The 18,826-nt window shown below is 59.2% G+C and carries 15 protein-coding genes and 1 tRNA gene; all 16 read right to left on the bottom strand.

Annotated elements, in window-relative coordinates:
• Position 1: 1 nt before the first annotated feature.
• Positions 2 to 640: a 50S ribosomal protein L3 gene (gene rplC / locus C8D92_RS13250; protein ID WP_095609665.1), complete on the bottom strand. Its 639-nt coding sequence runs from the start codon at positions 638 to 640 to the stop codon at positions 2 to 4.
• A 75-nt stretch (positions 641 to 715) separates the two neighbouring features.
• A complete protein-coding gene (gene rpsJ / locus C8D92_RS13245) occupies positions 716 to 1,027 on the bottom strand; it encodes a 30S ribosomal protein S10 (RefSeq protein ID WP_004580743.1) in 312 nt (103 codons plus the stop codon).
• A gap of 171 nt (positions 1,028 to 1,198) precedes the next feature.
• Positions 1,199 to 2,395 (bottom strand): elongation factor Tu, encoded by a 1,197-nt coding sequence (tuf, locus tag C8D92_RS13240; RefSeq protein WP_095612364.1) that lies wholly within the window; start codon positions 2,393 to 2,395, stop codon positions 1,199 to 1,201.
• Between the two features lie 35 nt (positions 2,396 to 2,430).
• Positions 2,431 to 4,536, bottom strand: coding sequence for an elongation factor G (fusA, locus tag C8D92_RS13235; protein WP_095610874.1), 2,106 nt, complete (start codon positions 4,534 to 4,536; stop codon positions 2,431 to 2,433).
• Positions 4,537 to 4,554: 18 nt separating this feature from the next.
• Positions 4,555 to 5,025 (bottom strand): 30S ribosomal protein S7, encoded by a 471-nt coding sequence (gene rpsG / locus C8D92_RS13230; protein WP_095610875.1) that lies wholly within the window; start codon positions 5,023 to 5,025, stop codon positions 4,555 to 4,557.
• 134 nt (positions 5,026 to 5,159) lie between these two features.
• Complete coding sequence (gene rpsL, locus C8D92_RS13225; RefSeq protein ID WP_095610876.1) at positions 5,160 to 5,534, bottom strand: 30S ribosomal protein S12; 375 nt, start codon at positions 5,532 to 5,534, stop codon at positions 5,160 to 5,162.
• Between the two features lie 127 nt (positions 5,535 to 5,661).
• The gene (gene rpoC / locus C8D92_RS13220; protein ID WP_095610877.1) at positions 5,662 to 9,867 is read right to left on the bottom strand and encodes a DNA-directed RNA polymerase subunit beta'; all 4,206 of its coding nucleotides are present in this window, start codon (positions 9,865 to 9,867) and stop codon (positions 5,662 to 5,664) included.
• Between the two features lie 76 nt (positions 9,868 to 9,943).
• Positions 9,944 to 14,020 (bottom strand): DNA-directed RNA polymerase subunit beta, encoded by a 4,077-nt coding sequence (gene rpoB, locus C8D92_RS13215; protein WP_116919722.1) that lies wholly within the window; start codon positions 14,018 to 14,020, stop codon positions 9,944 to 9,946.
• Positions 14,021 to 14,265: 245 nt separating this feature from the next.
• The gene (gene rplL, locus C8D92_RS13210) at positions 14,266 to 14,646 is read right to left on the bottom strand and encodes a 50S ribosomal protein L7/L12 (RefSeq protein ID WP_095610878.1); all 381 of its coding nucleotides are present in this window, start codon (positions 14,644 to 14,646) and stop codon (positions 14,266 to 14,268) included.
• Between the two features lie 39 nt (positions 14,647 to 14,685).
• Positions 14,686 to 15,216 carry a 50S ribosomal protein L10 gene (gene rplJ, locus C8D92_RS13205; RefSeq protein ID WP_095610879.1) on the bottom strand — a complete coding sequence of 177 codons (531 nt, stop codon included), beginning with the start codon at positions 15,214 to 15,216 and terminating at the stop codon, positions 14,686 to 14,688.
• Between the two features lie 244 nt (positions 15,217 to 15,460).
• On the bottom strand, positions 15,461 to 16,159 hold the full coding sequence (rplA, locus tag C8D92_RS13200; protein ID WP_116919626.1) for a 50S ribosomal protein L1: 699 nt from the start codon (positions 16,157 to 16,159) through the stop codon (positions 15,461 to 15,463).
• Between the two features lies 1 nt (position 16,160).
• Complete coding sequence (gene rplK / locus C8D92_RS13195) at positions 16,161 to 16,592, bottom strand: 50S ribosomal protein L11 (protein ID WP_095610881.1); 432 nt, start codon at positions 16,590 to 16,592, stop codon at positions 16,161 to 16,163.
• Between the two features lie 102 nt (positions 16,593 to 16,694).
• A complete protein-coding gene (gene nusG / locus C8D92_RS13190) occupies positions 16,695 to 17,228 on the bottom strand; it encodes a transcription termination/antitermination protein NusG (RefSeq protein ID WP_116919625.1) in 534 nt (177 codons plus the stop codon).
• A 12-nt stretch (positions 17,229 to 17,240) separates the two neighbouring features.
• A complete protein-coding gene (secE, locus tag C8D92_RS13185; RefSeq protein ID WP_095610883.1) occupies positions 17,241 to 17,609 on the bottom strand; it encodes a preprotein translocase subunit SecE in 369 nt (122 codons plus the stop codon).
• Positions 17,610 to 17,643: 34 nt separating this feature from the next.
• Positions 17,644 to 17,719 (bottom strand) — tRNA-Trp (locus C8D92_RS13180).
• Between the two features lie 20 nt (positions 17,720 to 17,739).
• Positions 17,740 to 18,826, bottom strand: a 1,087-nt coding sequence (gene tuf / locus C8D92_RS13175; RefSeq protein WP_116919624.1) for an elongation factor Tu, incomplete at its 5' end; no start/stop codon positions are given.

Genomic DNA, 18,826 nt, shown 5'->3' with positions numbered 1-18,826 from the left:
CTCAGGCTTTCACTGCAGGCTTGACGACGACATTGCCACCGGTCGCGCCGGGCACAGAGCCCCGAACCAGCAGAAGATTGCGCTCAGCATCAACCCGAACAACCTCAAGGTTCTGAACCGTCACGCGTTCGTTACCCATCTGGCCGGACATTTTCTTGCCCTTGAAAACCTTACCGGGGCTCTGGGCCTGACCGATGGAACCCGGCGCGCGGTGCGCGAGGGAGTTGCCGTGAGTGGCATCCTGAGTGGAGAAGTTCCAGCGCTTAACGGTACCCGCAAAGCCTTTACCTTTAGAGGTAGCCGTTGCGTCAACCATCTGGCCGTCTTCAAAAATGGAAACGTTAACCTCACCTCCGGGCTGGAGCTCGTCGCCTTCGCCATCGGCGAGACGAAACTCCCAGAGACCACGACCGGCTTCGACACCGGCTTTTGCGTAGTGGCCAGATTCAGGCTTGGTTACACGGGAGGCGCGACGCTCACCGACAGTCACCTGGACTGCGCTGTAGCCGTCGTTCTCCGGCGTTTTGAGCTGCGTGACGCGGTTGGCTTCAACCTCGATCACGGTTACGGGAACGGACTGACCGTCGTCCGTAAAAATACGGGTCATCCCGGCCTTGCGGCCGACAACACCAATTGCCATTTTTCACCTCTTCAGTGTACGGGGCTTTCACCCTCTATGGCCTTTCAACAGTTACACTCACTAACGCGTTGCGCGTTAGCCGAGGCTGATCTGAACGTCTACACCTGCTGCCAGATCCAGCTTCATGAGTGCATCAACTGTTTTTTCAGTTGGCTCCACAATGTCCAGAAGACGCTTGTGGGTACGAATCTCGTACTGATCGCGCGCGTCTTTGTTGACGTGCGGTGAGATCAGGACTGTGTACTTTTCCTTGCGCGTCGGCAGAGGAATCGGGCCACGCACCTGAGCGCCGGTCCGCTTGGCGGTATCGACGATCTCCTGCGTGGACTGGTCGATCAGGCGATAATCAAACGCCTTCAACCGAATTCTGATCTTTTGGCTTTGCATGTTGCACCAAACTCCACTCGTAGCAGCTGTTTAGCCGACCTCAAAAAAAGGAGCCGCATTGTATGCAGATCGCCCACCACTGTCAAGCAGCGTCTGTGCCAGCCTGACAGGGTAGGCGAAATGAAAAAGGGGCTGCCGTGAGCAGCCCCTGTTTTCTGCGATGGCCGGATCTTACTCGATGATCTTGGCCACAACGCCGGCGCCAACGGTCCGGCCGCCTTCGCGGACGGCGAAGCGCAGGCCTTCTTCCATCGCGATCGGTGCGATCAGCGTGGCCACCAGCTTCACGTTGTCACCCGGCATGACCATCTCGACGCCTTCCGGCAGCTCGCAAGAGCCAGTCACGTCAGTGGTCCGGAAGTAGAACTGCGGGCGATAGCCCTTGAAGAACGGCGTGTGACGACCGCCTTCTTCTTTGCTCAGAACGTACACCTCAGACTCGAACTTGGTGTGCGGCGTGATTGAGCCCGGTACCGCCAGAACCTGGCCGCGCTCAACTTCGTCACGCTTGGTGCCACGCAGCAGCACGCCGATATTCTCACCCGCACGGCCTTCGTCCAGCAGCTTGCGGAACATCTCAACGCCGGTACAGGTCGTCTTGGTGGTGTCCTTCAGGCCAACGATCTCAATCTCGTCACCAACCTTCAGTACGCCACGCTCAACACGACCGGTAACAACGGTGCCACGACCGGAGATGGAGAACACGTCCTCAATCGGCATCAGGAACGGCTGATCCACCGCACGATCCGGCTCCGGCAGGTGCTCGTCCAGCGCCTCAACCAGCTTCTGGACCGCCGTGGCGCCCATGCCGTTGTCGTCCTTGCCTTCCAGCGCCATCAGCGCTGAGCCGGTCACGATCGGCGTATCGTCGCCCGGGAAGTCATACTCGCTCAGAAGCTCACGCACTTCCATCTCGACCAGCTCGAGCAGCTCCTCGTCATCGACCATGTCCGCCTTGTTCAGGAAGACAACGATGTGCGGAACGCCAACCTGGCGAGACAGCAGGATGTGCTCACGCGTCTGCGGCATGGGGCCGTCTGCGGCGGACACCACCAGAATCGCGCCGTCCATCTGCGCCGCGCCAGTAATCATGTTCTTCACGTAGTCCGCGTGACCCGGGCAGTCAACGTGCGCATAGTGGCGCGTCGGCGAATCGTACTCCACGTGAGACGTGGCGATGGTGATACCCCGATCCTTCTCTTCCGGCGCGTTATCGATCTGGTCGAATGCGCTCGCCGAACCGGTGCCCCACACTTCGTGACACACGCGCGTCAGCGCCGCCGTCAGCGTCGTTTTACCATGGTCAACGTGGCCAATGGTGCCCACGTTGAGGTGGGGTTTGCTGCGCTCAAATTTTTCTTTAGACACGGTTACACCTCTTCCTGTTTCTTAAATCCGCGGGATTATCCCTGTTTGATGATTTCTTCGGCAATGTTCGTCGGAGCTTCCGCGTAGCGGCTGAACTCCATGGAGTAGGATGCCCGCCCCTGGGTCGCTGACCGCAGGTCGGTGGCATAACCGAACATCTCCGACAGAGGCACCTCGGCCCGAATTGTCTTGCCGGACGGGCCATCTTCCATGCCCTGGACAAGACCGCGACGACGGTTCAGGTCGCCGACGACATCCCCCATGAACTCCTCAGGCGTTACGACTTCGACCTTCATCGTCGGCTCGAGGATCGCCGGATTCGACGTCTTGGACGCCTCTTTCAGCGACATAGAGGCGGCCACCTTGAACGCCATCTCGTTAGAGTCCACGTCATGGTAGGACCCGTCGTAGAGCGTCGCCTTGATGCCCAGCAACGGATAGCCCGCAAGGACACCATTTTTCATCTGCTCTTCGATACCCTGCTCCACGGAACCGATATATTCTTTCGGCACCACGCCGCCAACGATTTCGTTGACGAAGACGAAGTTTTCCGCATCCTCTTCATCCAGATTGATCGGCTCAAAGCGCACCTTGACGTGACCGTACTGGCCTCGACCACCGGACTGCCGGACGAACTTGCCTTCCGCTTCAACGGTGTTCCGGAAGCACTCGCGGTAAGCCACCTGGGGCTTGCCAATGTTGGCCTCAACCTTGAACTCACGCTTCAAACGGTCAACGATGATGTCCAGGTGCAGTTCACCCATGCCAGAGATAATCGTCTGGCCCGACTCTTCGTCTGTCTGAACCCGGAAGGAGGGGTCTTCCTGCGCCAGCTTGCCAAGCGCCGTCCCCATTTTCTCCTGGTCGGCCTTGGACTTCGGCTCAACGGCCACCGAGATAACCGGCTCGGGGAACTCCATTTTCTCAAGAACAATCTTGTTGCTCTCGTCGCACAGGGTGTCGCCCGTGGTCACGTTCTTCAAGCCGATTGCAGCCGCGATGTCACCCGCCAGAACTTCCTTGATCTCTTTCCGCTCTTTGGAGTGCATCTGCACCATCCGACCAACCCGCTCTCTCTTGCTCTTGACCGAGTTGTAGACGGACTGACCGGACTCAAGCTTACCGGAGTAAACCCGGAAGAACGTCAACGTACCGACAAACGGGTCCGTGGCGATCTTGAAGGCAAGGGCGGCAAACGGCGCATTGTCGTCAGCCGGACGGGTTTCCGTTGTGCCTTCGTCTTCGTCGACCACACCGGTAATCGCCTTGACTTCGTCCGGCGCCGGCAGGAATTCAATGACACTGTCCAGAACCGCCTGCACGCCCTTGTTCTTGAAGGCAGAACCGCAGGTTGCCAGGACGATCTGGTTGTTCAGCGTTTGCTCACGAAGCCCTTTCTTGACGTCGTCGATGGACAGCTCGCCTTCCTCGAGGTACTTATCCATCAGGTCTTCGGTCTCGGCAGCGGCTTCAACCATTGCATCACGAGCCGCCTGAGCCTCTTCCTTCATCTCATCGGGAATCTCGACCTCGTCGTAGGTCGCGCCGGCGTCTTTCTCGGTCCAGTAGATGGCTTTCATCCGGATCAGGTCGACCACGCCCTGGAAGTTGTCTTCGGCGCCAATTGGCAACTGAATCGGAATCACGCGCGCACCCAGACGATCGCGAATCTGATCCACGACGCGACCGTAGTGAGCACCGGCGCGGTCCATCTTGTTGACGAACACAATCCGGGGTACTTCGTATTTGTTGGCCTGGCGCCAAACCGTTTCAGACTGAGGCTCAACACCAGAGGAGCCGCAGAAAACGACCACCGCACCGTCAAGGACCCTCAGTGAACGTTCCACCTCGATGGTGAAGTCAACGTGCCCCGGCGTGTCGATGATGTTGATCCGGTGCTCGTCGTACTGCTGGTCCATACCGCGCCAGAAACAGGTCGTTGCGGCGGAGGTGATGGTGATACCCCGCTCCTGCTCCTGATCCATCCAGTCCATGACCGCTGCGCCGTCATGAACTTCACCGATCTTGTGGGAGATCCCGGTATAGAAAAGGACCCGCTCAGTCGTGGTGGTTTTGCCCGCATCGACGTGCGCAACAATGCCGATGTTGCGATAGCGCTTGATAGGGGTTTTGCGTGCCACAGTAAAAACCTCGGTCTGTTAGAAACGGAAGTGGGAGAAGGCCCGGTTGGCCTCGGCCATGCGATGAACGTCTTCACGCTTCTTCACCGCTGCGCCCTTGCTATCGGCCGCTTCCAGGATTTCGCCCGCCAGGCGCTCATCCATGGATTTCTCACCGCGCTTGCGGGAGAATTCAACGAGCCAACGCATTGCCAGGGCGTTCTGGCGCGACGGGCGGACTTCGACCGGCACCTGGTAAGTGGCGCCCCCAACACGGCGGGATTTGACTTCCACCATTGGCTGAATATTTTCCAGTGCTTTCTCGAACATCTCCAGCGGCTCTTCCTTGGATTTCTCCGCAACGATGTCCAGCGCACCGTAGACGATGCGCTCGGCGACAGCTTTCTTACCACTTTCCATGACGTGGTTGATGAACTTCGCCAGACGCTGACTCTTGAACTTCGGATCGGGAATAATGACCCGCTTTGCTGCAACTCTTCTTCTAGGCATCGATAAGCCCTCTGTCTAAAAAGGTCTTCAGGAACCCCTGAGATAGCCGCTCGGCTACTCAGCCTTACTCTTATCGCCGTTCAAACGATTCGCATCGCCATTCAAACGATAAAAGACACCCGGCTTGGTGCAAATCAGGACTTGGGTCGCTTCGTACCGTACTTGGAACGGCCCTTCCGACGATTCTGTACACCCTGAGTATCCAGCGTGCCGCGAACCGTGTGATAACGCACACCCGGCAGGTCCTTCACCCGGCCGCCACGAATCAGGACGACGCTGTGTTCCTGCAGGTTGTGGCCTTCACCACCGATGTAGGATGCGACCTCGTAACCGTTCGTCAGACGAACACGGCACACCTTACGCAGGGCCGAGTTCGGCTTCTTCGGCGTGGTGGTGTACACGCGGGTGCACACACCCCGACGCTGCGGGCAGCTCTGCAGAGCCGGCACGTCGGTTTTTGCCGCTTTCCGTTTACGAGGCTTACGGACCAACTGATTGATCGTTGCCATGTAAGCAAACTCCAAAATGAACAAATACGAACTTTGCCCCGCAGGGCAAAAATTTAAGGGACGCAAGTGTAAGCCTGCGCCCCATGGCAGTCAAGAAGACTGTTCCCTTTTTAACCAACCCGGTTGGTTAACGATTGAGCTCCGCGCTGAGTGCCTCGACCACGTCCTCGGCGCTCACGCCCTGACCCTGGTCGAGCTCACGCTTGCGACGACGCTCGTTGTGGTACGCCAGTCCGGTACCGGCCGGAATCAGGCGCCCCACCACGACGTTCTCCTTCAGCCCCCGCAGGTAGTCACGCTTGCCAGTGACTGCCCCTTCGGTCAGTACCCGCGTGGTCTCCTGGAAGGAGGCCGCGGAGATGAAGGAGTCTGTCGCCAGAGAGGCCTTCGTGATGCCCAGCAGCTGACGCTCAAAGCGAGCGGGCTGCTTGTCCTGGGCCTCAATCCGCGCATTCTCTTCGGCCACCTCGTGGTATTCCACCTGATCACCGGAGATGAAGGTCGTGTCACCCGCGTCGATGACTTCGGCCTTGCGCAGCATCTGGCGGACGATCACCTCGATATGCTTGTCATTGATGACAACGCCCTGCAGGCGATACACGTCCTGGATCTCGTTGGTGATGTACTTGGCCAGCGCGACCACGCCCAGCAGGCGCAGGATGTCGTGCGGGTTCGACGGGCCATCCGCAATCACTTCGCCCTTTTCGACCGTTTCACCCTCGAAGACGTTGAGCTGGCGATGCTTGGGAATCAGCACCTCGTACGGATCACCATCGCGCGGCGTGATGACCAGACGTTTCTTTCCCTTGGTTTCCTTGCCAAAGGACACAACACCCGTGATCTCCGCGAGAATCGCCGGCTCTTTCGGGCGACGCGCCTCGAACAGATCGGCCACTCGCGGCAGACCACCGGTGATATCCCGGGTCTTCGAACTTTCCTGCGGAATCCGCGCAACGACGTCGCCCGTGCCGATGCGATCCCCGTCGGACAGCGTCACCAGCGATTTCGCTGGCAGGAAGTAGGTCGCTGGCATGCCGCCGGGAAGCTCCAGCTCATCCCCATTCTCATCCACCAGCTGGATCATCGGACGGATGTCCTTACCGGCTGCCGGGCGCTCGTTTGGATCCATCACCTCGATGGTAGACAGGCCGGTCATTTCATCCGTCTGCTCCCGGACGGTGATACCCTGGTCCATGCCAGAGAGCTTCGCCACACCGTTGGCTTCGGCGATGATCGGGTGCGTGTGCGGGTCCCACTTGGCAACAACCGCACCGGCTTCGACCTCATCACCGGACTTGACCGACAGCACCGCACCGTACGGCAGCTTGTACCACTCACGCTCACGACCCTGGTCGTCGGCGACAGCCAGAGCGGAGGAACGGGATACCACAACCAGTGAGCCATCGCTCTTGTCGATGGACTTCATGTTGTGCAGACGGATCGTGCCACCGTGCTTGATCTGAATGTTGTCGACCGCCGAGGCCCGGCTTGCCGCACCACCAATGTGGAACGTCCGCATCGTCAGCTGCGTGCCCGGCTCACCGATGGACTGGGCGGCGATCACGCCGACCGCCTCACCGACGTTAACCTCGTGGCCACGGGCCAGATCACGGCCGTAGCACTTCGAGCAGATCCCGTATTTGGTCTCGCAGGTGATTGCAGAGCGGACCCAGATTTCGTCCACACCCGCCTTTTCGACCATCTCGACGGTCTTCTCATCCAGCAGTGTGCCTGCCGATACCACGGCGTTTTCTTTGTCCGTCGGCGTGAACACATCGCGGGCCGTCACCCGGCCGAGTACCCGGTCGCCCAGCGGAACCACCACGTCACCGCCTTCGATCAGCGGCGTCATCAGCAGACCTTCGTAGGTGCCGCAATCCGGCTCTGTAACCACCAGATCCTGGGAGACATCGACCAGACGACGGGTCAGATAACCGGAGTTCGCCGTCTTCAGTGCGGTATCGGCCAGCCCCTTACGGGCACCGTGAGTCGAGATGAAGTACTGGAGGACGTTCAGACCCTCACGGAAGTTCGCCGTGATCGGCGTCTCGATGATCGAGCCGTCCGGCTTGGCCATCAGACCCCGCATCCCTGACAGCTGACGGATCTGCGCGGGGGAACCCCGGGCGCCCGAATCCGCCATCATGTAAACGGAGTTGAACGACTCCTGATAGACCGGCTCACCGTTGTCGTCTTTCACGGGGTTACCGTCGGCATCGAACACCTCTTCCTGAGACAGGCGATCCATCATTGCCGTGGACACCTTGTCGTTCGCACGGGACCAGATGTCGATGACCTTGTTGTACTTCTCGCCCTGCGTCAGCAGACCGGAGCCGTACTGGGATTCGATTTCCAGAACTTCCTCTTCGGCCGCCTTGATCATCTCGTACTTCTCGGGCGGGATCTCGAAGTCGTTCATGCCGATGGACGTGCCGGAGACGGTCGCGTAGTGGAAGCCCATGTACATGAGCTGGTCCGCAAAAATCACCGTTTCCTTCAGGCCGACCGTCCGATAGCAGACGTTGATCAGGTTGGAGATCGACTTTTTGACCATCGGCTGGTTGACGATGTCGAACGGCATGCCGTCCGGCACGATGTCAAACAACAGTGCCCGACCGACCGTGGTGTCCACGATGCTGTAGGTCGTGCCCGGATTGTCGTCGTTACCGATCTCCTTGACCCGAACCTTGATCTTGGCCTGAAGGTCCAGCTTGCCGGCACCGTACGCCCGATGCACTTCACGGGTATCCGCGAACACGCGCCCTTCACCCAGACCGTTCTTACGCTCACGGGTCATGTAATACAGGCCAAGCACCACGTCCTGCGACGGGACGATAATCGGCTCACCGTTCGCCGGCGACAGCACGTTGTTCGTGGACATCATCAGTGCCCGCGACTCGAGCTGCGCTTCCAGCGTCAGCGGGACGTGAACCGCCATCTGGTCGCCGTCAAAGTCGGCGTTGTACGGCGCACAGACCAGCGGGTGCAGCTGGATGGCCTTGCCTTCGATCAGGACCGGCTCGAATGCCTGTATGCCCAGACGGTGCAGCGTCGGCGCCCGGTTCAGCAGGACCGGATGCTCTCGGATGACCTCGGCCAGAATGTCCCAGACCACCGGCTCTTCCCGCTCGACCATCTTCTTGGCGGCCTTGATGGTGGTCGCCAGCCCGCGGTGCTCAAGCTTGGAGAAAATGAACGGCTTGAACAGCTCCAGCCCCATTTTCTTCGGCAGGCCACACTGATGCAGGCGCAGATCGGGACCGACCACGATCACCGAACGCCCCGAGTAATCGACACGCTTGCCCAGCAGGTTCTGGCGGAAACGACCCTGCTTGCCCTTGATCATGTCGGCCAGAGACTTCAGCGGGCGCTTGTTGGTGCCGGTGATGGCGCGGCCACGGCGACCGTTGTCCAGCAGCGCGTCCACGGATTCCTGAAGCATCCGCTTCTCGTTCCGCACGATGATGTCCGGCGCATTAAGCTCCAGCAGGCGCTTCAGGCGGTTGTTCCGGTTGATCACACGGCGGTACAGGTCGTTCAGGTCGGACGTCGCGAACCGCCCGCCATCGAGCGGCACCAGTGGACGCAGATCCGGTGGCAGAACCGGCAGCACCGTCATAATCATGTCGCCTGGCCGGTTACCGGACTGCAGGAACGACTCCAGGATGCGCAGGCGCTTGGAAAGCTTCTTGATCTTGGTTTCGGAGTTGGTCTGGGGAATGTCTTCCCGCAGCTGATCCACCTCTTCCTGCAGGTCAATGTCTTCCAGCAGCGACTGGACCGCCTCGGCACCCATACGGGCATCGAACTCGTCGCCAAATTCTTCGAGTGCTTCGAAGTACTGTTCGTCGTTGAGCAGCTGCCCACGTTCCAGTGTCGTCATGCCCGGGTCGATCACGATGAACGACTCGAAATACAGCACGCGTTCAATGTCGCGCAACGTCATGTCGAGCATCAGGCCAATGCGCGAGGGCAGTGACTTGAGGAACCAGATGTGGGCGACCGGGCTTGCCAGCTCGATGTGCCCCATGCGCTCACGGCGCACGTTGGCCAGTGCGACTTCCACGCCACACTTTTCACAGATCACACCACGGTGCTTGAGGCGCTTGTATTTGCCGCACAGGCACTCGTAGTCCTTGACCGGGCCAAAGATCTTGGCGCAGAACAGGCCGTCCCGTTCCGGCTTGAAGGTCCGGTAGTTGATGGTCTCGGGTTTTTTCACTTCCCCGAAGGACCATGAGCGGATCATGTCAGGCGACGCCAGACCGATCCGGATGGCATCAAATTCCTGCTTGTGGTTCTGACTCTTGAGAAGATTCAGCAGATCTTTCATCAGTAACAGCTCCGGATGGCGTTAATCTCGGGCGGGCGCGCCAGCGCCCGCTCCTGCTGCCAGAAAACGGCTCGGATCACTCCTGCTCAAGCTCGATATCGATACCGAGGGAGCGGATCTCCTTGACCAGAACATTGAACGACTCTGGCATTCCCGGCTCCATCCGGTGATCGCCATCAACAATGTTCTTGTACATCTTGGTCCGGCCGTTCACGTCGTCAGATTTGACGGTGAGCATTTCCTGAAGCGTGTAGGCGGCGCCGTACGCCTCCAGGGCCCAGACCTCCATCTCACCGAACCGCTGACCGCCAAACTGGGCCTTGCCGCCCAGCGGCTGCTGCGTCACCAGGCTGTAGGAGCCGGTGGAGCGCGCATGCATCTTGTCGTCGATCAGGTGGTTCAGCTTGAGCATGTACATGTAACCCACCGTCACCGGACGATCGAAGGCGTCGCCGGTGCGGCCGTCAAACAGTTTGATCTGACCGCTGGTTTCCATATCAGCCAGTTCAAGCATCTGCTTGACTTCCCTTTCCTTGGCGCCATCGAACACCGCCGTGGACATGGGCACGCCCTGACGCAGATTACCGGCCAGCGACATCACCTCATCGTCCGACAGCGAGTCCAGGTCATAATGCGGCGCGGCGTCGCTGTGGTTATACACCTTGTCGAGCATCTCGCGCAGGTCTTTCACCTTGCGCTGCTCCTCGAGCATGGTGTTAATCCGGTCACCCAGTCCCTTCGCGGCCGCGCCCAGATGCGTTTCGAGCACCTGACCGACGTTCATCCGTGACGGAACACCCAACGGGTTGAGGACCACATCGACCGGGTTGCCCTGTTCATCGAACGGCATGTCCTCGACCGGCATGACGGCGGAGATCACACCCTTGTTACCGTGACGGCCGGCCATCTTGTCACCCGGCTGAACCCGACGCTTGATGGCCAGGTACACCTTGACGATCTTCAGGACGCCCGGGGCCAGGTCATCGCCTTGCTGCAGCTTGCCGCGCTTGTCCTCAAACCGTGCCTCGTGGTCCTTCTTGCGATCCGCGAGGCCCTGCTCCGATTTCTCGAGCAGCTCGTTGAGCGACTCGTCCCTCATGCGCAGCTTGAACCAGTCATCCCTGTCCAGCTTGTCGAGCGTTTCCTCGTCGAGCTTGTCACCTTTCTTGAAGCCCGGGCCGCTGATGACTTCCTGGCCCTTGAGAGCTTCGGTGAGTCGCTCAAAGGTCGCGGTTTCAACGATCCGGTACTCATCCTTCAGGTCCTTGCGGAACTGATCGAGCTGATCCGTCTCGATGGAGCGGGCGCGCTGGTCCTTCTCAATCCCGTCACGGGTGAAGACCTGGACGTCAATGACCGTACCGCGCGTCCCGGTCGGCACGCGCGAGGAGGTGTCCTTCACATCGGATGCTTTCTCGCCAAAGATCGCGCGCAGAAGCTTTTCCTCCGGTGTCAGCTGGGTTTCGCCCTTTGGCGTCACCTTACCGACCAGAATGTCACCGGCGCCGACTTCCGCACCAATGTAGACAATGCCGGACTCGTCCAGCTTGGACAGCGCGCTCTCGCCAACGTTCGGAATATCGGCGGTGATTTCTTCACTGCCGAGCTTCGTGTCCCGCGCCACACAGGTCAGCTCCTGGATGTGGATGGACGTAAAGCGGTCCTCCTGCGCAATCTTCTCGGACACCAGAATGGAATCCTCGAAGTTGTAGCCGTTCCACGGCATGAAGGCGATGCGCATGTTCTGCCCCAGCGCCAGCTCGCCCAGATCGACGGACGGGCCATCGGCCAGAACATCGCCACGCGCCACGGCATCGCCCTGGCTGACGATGGACCGCTGGTTGATGCAGGTGTTCTGGTTCGAGCGCGTGTACTTGGTCAGGTTGTAGATGTCGACACCCGCATCGCCGGCATCGGTTTCGTCCGCGTTTACCCGGATAACGACACGGGCCGCATCGACACTTTCCACCACACCACCGCGGCGAGCCGTGACACATACACCGGAATCCTGCGCGACGATCCGCTCAAGGCCGGTCCCCACCAGCGGCTTATCGGCGCGCAGCGTCGGTACCGCCTGACGCTGCATGTTGGAGCCCATCAGCGCGCGGTTGGCGTCGTCGTGCTCCAGGAACGGGATCATGGAGGCCGCAACGGAAACCACCTGACGCGGCGATACGTCCTTGAAATTGACATTCTCAGGGGCCGTCACGGTGAACTCGTTCTGGTGGCGCACCGTGACCAGCTCATCCGTCAGGCGACCATTCTCATCGGTCTCGGCACTGGCCTGCGCGATGACGAAGTTGCTTTCCTCGATTGCGGAGAGGTAATGGATCTCGTCAGTGACGACGCCGTTCTCAACCTTCCGGTACGGACTTTCCAGGAAGCCGTAGGAATTGGTCCGCGCATAGCTGGCCAGAGAGTTGATCAGGCCGATGTTTGGCCCTTCCGGCGTTTCGATCGGGCAGACCCGACCGTAGTGGGTCGGGTGAACGTCCCGAACCTCGAAGCCGGCCCGCTCGCGGGTCAGACCACCCGGACCGAGTGCGGAAATCCGACGCTTGTGCGTCACTTCCGACAGCGGGTTGTTCTGGTCCATAAACTGGGACAGCTGACTGGAGCCGAAGAACTCCTTGACCGCTGCGGCCACAGGCTTCGCATTGATCAGATCCTGCGGCATCAGCCCTTCGCTCTCGGCAAGGCTCAACCGCTCACGGACCGCGCGCTCAACACGGACCAGACCGACGCGGAACTGGTTTTCGGCCATTTCACCCACCGACCGGATACGACGGTTGCCCAGGTTGTCGATGTCGTCGACATTGCCCTGGCCGTTACGGATCGAAATCAACGTCTTCAGGACGTCGGTAATATCGTCTTCGGCCAGCGTCCCGGCACCCTCGGACTCCTGCCGCCCCAGACGCCGGTTGAGCTTCATCCGGCCAACGGACGACAGGTCGTACCGCTCTTCCGAGAAAAACAGGTTATTGAACAGGTTTTCCGCGGATTCCTTCGTGGGCGGCTCGCCCGGACGCATCATCCGGTAAATCTCAACCAACGCCTCGAGCCGGTTGCGCGTCGGATCGTTGCGCAGTGTGTCGGACATGAACGGGCCGCAGTCCAGATCGTTCGTGTACAGGGTTTCGATGTCTTTGACACCGGCCTGCTGAAGCTTCCCGACCACTTCTTCCGTCAGTTCGGTGTTGCACTCGAACAGGAGTTCGCCGGTGGATTCATCCACCAGGTCTTTGGCCATCACACGGCCATGCAGATACTCGAGCGGCACCTCCAGCTCGGTGATGCCGGCCTTTTCGAGCTGACGGATATGACGCGCCGTGATCCGGCGGCCTTCCTCGACAATGACGTTGCCCTTGCCATCCTCGATATCAAATGTCGCGATGTCGCCACGCAGCCGGCTCGGCACCAGCTCCAGCATGGCGCTGTCCTCGCCCAGGCGGAACTTACTGGTGTCGAAGAACATATCCAGCATCTGCTCCGAACTGTAACCCAGAGCGCGCAGCAGAATGGTCGCCGGGAGCTTCCGGCGACGGTCGATCCGGACGAACACCGTGTCCTTGGGATCGAACTCAAAGTCCAGCCAGGAACCGCGGTAGGGAATCACCCGCGCCGAATAGAGCAGCTTGCCGGAGGAATGGGTCTTCCCCTTGTCGTGATCGAAAAACACACCCGGCGAGCGATGGAGCTGGGAGACGATCACCCGCTCAGTGCCGTTCACGACGAACGTGCCGTTCTCGGTCATCAGCGGCAGTTCGCCCATGTAGACTTCCTGCTCTTTGATGTCCTTGACGGCCTTGTTCGAGGATTCTTTGTCATAAATGATCAGACGGACCTTCACCCGGAGCGGCGCCGAGTAGGTCACACCACGGAGCTGGCACTCCTTGACGTCAAATGCCGGTTCACCAATCCGGTAGCTGACGTATTCCAGCGCCGCGTTGCCCGAGTAACTCGAAATCGGGAATACGGATTGAAAGGCCGCGTGCAGGCCTGTGTCCTGCCGTGATTCGGCAGGCGATTCGTGCTGCAGAAAGCTCCGATAGGAGTCAATCTGTGTCGACAGCAAAAAGGGGACATCCATCACGGACGGCAATTTACTGAAATCTTTGCGGATCCGCTTTTTCTCGGTGTAGGAGTAAGTCATCTGCATTCCCCAGCGTTGGACCTGATACCTGGTATCAAGAAGCAAACATGTCTCTGCTTCGGGGCCGAATTGCTCGGCTGTTGCGCCGTCTCGAAAAGACTCGGGCTGAAGAGACCCGCGTACTGATCACTTTATGAACAGACAGGATCTCAGATTTATAGCATATACAACAGAAAAAGGCCGGCGGCTCAACGGCCACCAGCCATTTTCATACGTTAAGTATGGCGTTGGTATACCACCCGCCCTTACTTAACTTCAACAGAAGCGCCAGCTTCTTCCAGCTTCTTCTGGGCTTCTTCAGCGTCGTCTTTGCTGACGCCTTCTTTAACCGGAGACGGAACACCGTCTACCAGCTCTTTCGCTTCCTTCAGACCCAGACCGGTCAGTTCGCGAACGGCCTTGATGACGTTGACTTTCTTGTCGCCAGCGCCAGACAGAACCACGTCGAACTCAGTCTGTTCTTCAGCAGCTTCAGCTTCGCCACCGCCGGCAGCGGCCGGCGCTGCAGCAACGGCTGCTTCGGCGGATACGCCGAATTTTTCTTCCATCGCTTCAACGAGCTCAACTACTTCCATGACGCTCATTTCGGCGATTGCGTTCAAGATATCGTCTTTAGACAGAGCCATGACTTTCTCCCAAGTTTAAATGAATACGATTCAACAGAATCAAGCAGCGTCTTTTTTCTGGTCACGTACTGCCGCAACCGCACGGGTAATCTTCGACGGCACTTCGTTGAAGGTCCGTGCCAGTTTGGTGATCGGTGCCTGTGTGACCACTGCCAGTCGAGTAAGCGCTTCTTCAAGCGTCGGCAGCTTGGCGAGGCGATCAATCTGGTCACCGCCCATCAGCTCACCGCCGACAGCCAGACCCTTGATCTCGAACGCCTTGTTCTCTTTGGCAAAATCCTTCAGCAGGCGCGCGGCCGCACCGGGATCTTCCATCGAGAACGCCAGAAGTGTCGGGCCGACCAATGCGTCCTGAATGCACTCGTACTCGGTTCCTTCCACTGCACGCCGTGCAAGGTTGTTACGAACAACCTTGAGACGAACATTGTCGGACCGCGCCTTGGCACGCAGGGCCGTCATATCCGTGGATGTCACACCACGGTAGTCAGCCATCACAACAGACAGAGCACCACCAGCAGTCTCGTTGACGTCAGCGACGATCGCTTTCTTGTCTTCGAGTCGAATTGCCACTGGTTTTCTCCTTGATTTCGCCGGCGGGAACCCGCCGACAAACCCATCTCAACCCTCCGGGAAAACGCACGTCAGTGCGCTGCCCGTCAGGCGCCATACGGTGTTTGGGTTCCGGAGAACGTCGTCACACCGTCTGCGTAGGCATTGCTTTAAACCCGTTACCTCAAAAAGTGAGGCTGGGTGCCTACGGTCTTTGACAGCCTTGGCTTCCGCCCAGACTACAAAGGATCTACCGAACGGAACCTCAGATGCGGAGGTCGCTCAGATCGATAGAAAGACCTGGCCCCATCGTCGTGGAGAGCGATACCTTACGCAGGTATACCCCTTTGGACGTGGAAGGCTTGATCTTTTTGAGGTCAATAATGAGTGCTTCGAGGTTTTCCCGAATCGCATCGACCCCGAATTCCACATTGCCCAGCGGGGCGTGGATAATGCCGTTTTTGTCGGTCCGATAACGGACCTGACCGGCCTTGGCATTGCCAACCGCGGTTTCGACGTCCGGCGTCACCGTCCCGACTTTCGGGTTCGGCATCAGACCACGCGGGCCGAGAATCTGGCCCAGCTGACCAACAACGCGCATCGCATCCGGTGTGGCAATGACCACGTCAAAATCGAGATTGCCCTTCTTCACCTCTTCGGCGAGGTCGTCCATGCCGACCACATCCGCACCAGCCGCTTTGGCTTTGTCGGCGTTCTCACCCTGGGTAAATACGGCGACCCGTACCTCTTTACCGGTACCGCGCGGCAGAACGGTGGAGCTTCGCACGACCTGGTCGGATTTCCGGGCATCGACGCCCAGATTGACCGACACATCGACGGACTCCTTGAAGTTGACGTTCTGAGCCAGCTCAGTCAGGACCGCATAGGCGTCTTCAACAGAGTAGGCACGGCTTGCGTCTACCTTTTCGCGAATCAGCTTCTGGCGCTTACTGAGTTTTGCCATCTTATTCGCCCTCCACTTTCAGGCCCATACTCCGGGCAGTGCCGGCAATAGTCCGAACAGCAGCGTCCATATCGGCTGCCGTCAGATCGGGCTCCTTGGTCCGGACGATCTCTTCGAGCTGCTCGCGGGTGACCGAACCGACCTTATCGGTATTCGGGCGACCGGAACCGCTCTTCACACCAGCCGCCTTTTTCAGCAGCACCGGCGCGGGTGGCGTCTTGGTGACAAACGTGAAACTGCGGTCGCTATATACGGTGATGACGACTGGCGTCGGCAGCCCCGGCTCGACGTCCTGCGTTTCCGCGTTAAACGCCTTACAGAATTCCATGATGTTCAGGCCGTGCTGACCCAGGGCAGGGCCAACGGGAGGACTGGGATTAGCCTGCCCAGCCGCGACCTGAAGCTTGATGTACGCTTCGATCTTTTTCGCCATTTCGCTTCACTCCTGTGGGTTCAAGCGCCTTTCGGCTCCCCGTTTCAGACACAAAAAGCCCGCGTCACACTGTGCGCGAGCTCTTCGCCGTATCGCCGTTCCTCAGTCTTTTTCGACCTGGCCAAACTCCAGTTCGACCGGTGTGGAACGACCAAAAATAAGGACCGCGACCTTAACACGGCTCTTATCGTAGTCAACCTCTTCAACAACCCCGTTGAAGTCAGCAAACGGCCCTTCGATGACCCGGACAATCTCACCCGGCTCGAAAAGCGTCTTCGGCTTCGGCTCTTCCTCGCCGCTTTCCACGCGACGGAGGATCGCCTCCGCTTCTTTCTCGGTAATCGGCGCCGGCTTGTCCTTGGTGCCGCCAATAAAGCCGAGCACGCGGGGCGTGTTATTCACCATGTGCCAGGTCTCATCATCCATTTCCATCTGGACCAGCACATACCCCGGATAGAACTTGCGCTCGCTCTTGCGCTTTTTGCCGTCGCGCATTTCGACGACTTCTTCGGTCGGCACCAGAATCTCGCCAAACCGGTCCTGAAATCCGTTCAGCTCAACACGCTCCAGGAGAGTGCGCATCACATGCTTTTCGAAGCCAGAATACGCCTGAACCACGTACCAGCGCTTAGCCATTCCTCTCTCCTGCTATCCGATCACCCCGGAAACCAACCAGCCAATCAGGGAGTCCATACCCCACAGCATCAGCGCCACCACCAGAACGAACACAACAACAATCGCTGTTGTCTGAATCAGCTCGGGGCGGGTCGGCCATACCACCTTGCGGATTTCAACACGCGCTTCCTTCAGGAGCCGTGCAAATCGCTGGCCACGATCGGTTTGCCACGCCACCAAGGCGGCAACAATGCCCAGAGCCACCAGCCCCAGAACGCGGTAAAGCAGTGACTCAGCACTAAAGTAAAGGTTGCCGACGACACCGACGGCTACCAGCGCAACGACAACCAGCCACTTCAATGTATCGAAGCGGCTGGTTGCCTGGTCCACATTTGACGCCATAGGATTAAGCTCTGGGTGTCCCAGGGGTTAAAAGTGGCAGGCCAGGAGGGAATCGAACCCCCAACCTGCGGTTTTGGAGACCGCTGCTCTGCCAATTGAGCTACTGGCCTGCACCGAAACTCGGTACGGTTTACTCGATGATCTTAGCCACAACGCCGGCGCCAACGGTCCGGCCGCCTTCGCGGACGGCGAAGCGCAGGCCTTCTTCCATCGCGATCGGCGCGATCAGCGTGGCCACCAGCTTCACGTTGTCACCCGGCATGACCATCTCGACGCCTTCCGGCAGCTCGCAAGAGCCAGTCACGTCAGTGGTCCGGAAGTAGAACTGCGGGCGATAGCCCTTGAAGAACGGCGTGTGGCGACCGCCTTCTTCTTTGCTCAGAACGTACACCTCAGACTCGAACTTGGTGTGCGGCGTGATTGAGCCCGGTACCGCCAGAACCTGGCCGCGCTCAACTTCGTCACGCTTGGTGCCACGCAGCAGCACGCCGATGTTCTCACCCGCACGGCCCTCGTCCAGCAGCTTGCGGAACATCTCAACGCCGGTACAGGTCGTCTTGGTGGTGTCCTTCAGGCCAACGATCTCAATCTCGTCACCAACCTTCAGTACGCCACGCTCAACACGACCGGTAACAACGGTGCCACGACCGGAGATGGAGAACACGTCCTCAATCGGCATCAGGAACGGCTGATCCACCGCACGATCCGGCTCCGGCAGGTGCTCGTCCAGCGCCTCAACCAGCTTCTGGACCGCCGTGGCGCCCATGCCGTTGTCGTCCTTGCCTTCCAGCGCCATCAGCGCTGAGCCGGTCACGATCGGCGTATCGTCGCCCGGGAAGTCATACTCGCTCAGAAGCTCACGCACTTCCATCTCGACCAGCTCGAGCAGCTCCTCGTCATCGACCATGTCCGCCTTGTTCAGGAAGACAACGATGTGCGGAACGCCAACCTGGCGAGACAGCAGGATGTGCTCACGCGTCTGCGGCATGGGGCCGTCTGCGGCGGATACCACCAGAATCGCGCCGTCCATCTGCGCCGCGCCAGTGATCATGTTCTTCACGTAGTCCGCGTGACCCGGGCAGTCAACGTGCGCATAGTGGCGCGTCGGCGAATCGTACTCCACGTGAGACGTGGCGATCGTGATACCCCGATCCTTCTCTTCCGGCGCGTTATCGATCTGGTCGAATGCGCTCGCCGAACCGGTGCCCCACACTTCA

This window comes from Tamilnaduibacter salinus (assembly GCF_003096655.1).
GTDB lineage: Bacteria > Pseudomonadota > Gammaproteobacteria > Pseudomonadales > Oleiphilaceae > Tamilnaduibacter > Tamilnaduibacter salinus.
Note: the sequence above shows the minus strand (reverse complement) of the source record. Positions and strands in the feature narration are given on the sequence as shown.

What these genes read in the sequence shown, in the direction of transcription:
- rpoB (WP_116919722.1), bottom strand. Translation starts at nt 14,020, where the DNA reads ATGACTTACTCCTACACCGAGAAAAAGCGGATCCGCAAAGATTTCAGT.
- rpoC (WP_095610877.1), bottom strand. Translation starts at nt 9,867, where the DNA reads ATGAAAGATCTGCTGAATCTTCTCAAGAGTCAGAACCACAAGCAGGAA.
- rpsG (WP_095610875.1), bottom strand. Translation starts at nt 5,025, where the DNA reads ATGCCTAGAAGAAGAGTTGCAGCAAAGCGGGTCATTATTCCCGATCCG.
- rpsJ (WP_004580743.1), bottom strand. Translation starts at nt 1,027, where the DNA reads ATGCAAAGCCAAAAGATCAGAATTCGGTTGAAGGCGTTTGATTATCGC.
- rpsL (WP_095610876.1), bottom strand. Translation starts at nt 5,534, where the DNA reads ATGGCAACGATCAATCAGTTGGTCCGTAAGCCTCGTAAACGGAAAGCG.
- nusG (WP_116919625.1), bottom strand. Translation starts at nt 17,228, where the DNA reads ATGGCTAAGCGCTGGTACGTGGTTCAGGCGTATTCTGGCTTCGAAAAG.
- rplL (WP_095610878.1), bottom strand. Translation starts at nt 14,646, where the DNA reads ATGGCTCTGTCTAAAGACGATATCTTGAACGCAATCGCCGAAATGAGC.
- rplK (WP_095610881.1), bottom strand. Translation starts at nt 16,592, where the DNA reads ATGGCGAAAAAGATCGAAGCGTACATCAAGCTTCAGGTCGCGGCTGGG.
- rplC (WP_095609665.1), bottom strand. Translation starts at nt 640, where the DNA reads ATGGCAATTGGTGTTGTCGGCCGCAAGGCCGGGATGACCCGTATTTTT.
- secE (WP_095610883.1), bottom strand. Translation starts at nt 17,609, where the DNA reads ATGGCGTCAAATGTGGACCAGGCAACCAGCCGCTTCGATACATTGAAG.
- rplA (WP_116919626.1), bottom strand. Translation starts at nt 16,159, where the DNA reads ATGGCAAAACTCAGTAAGCGCCAGAAGCTGATTCGCGAAAAGGTAGAC.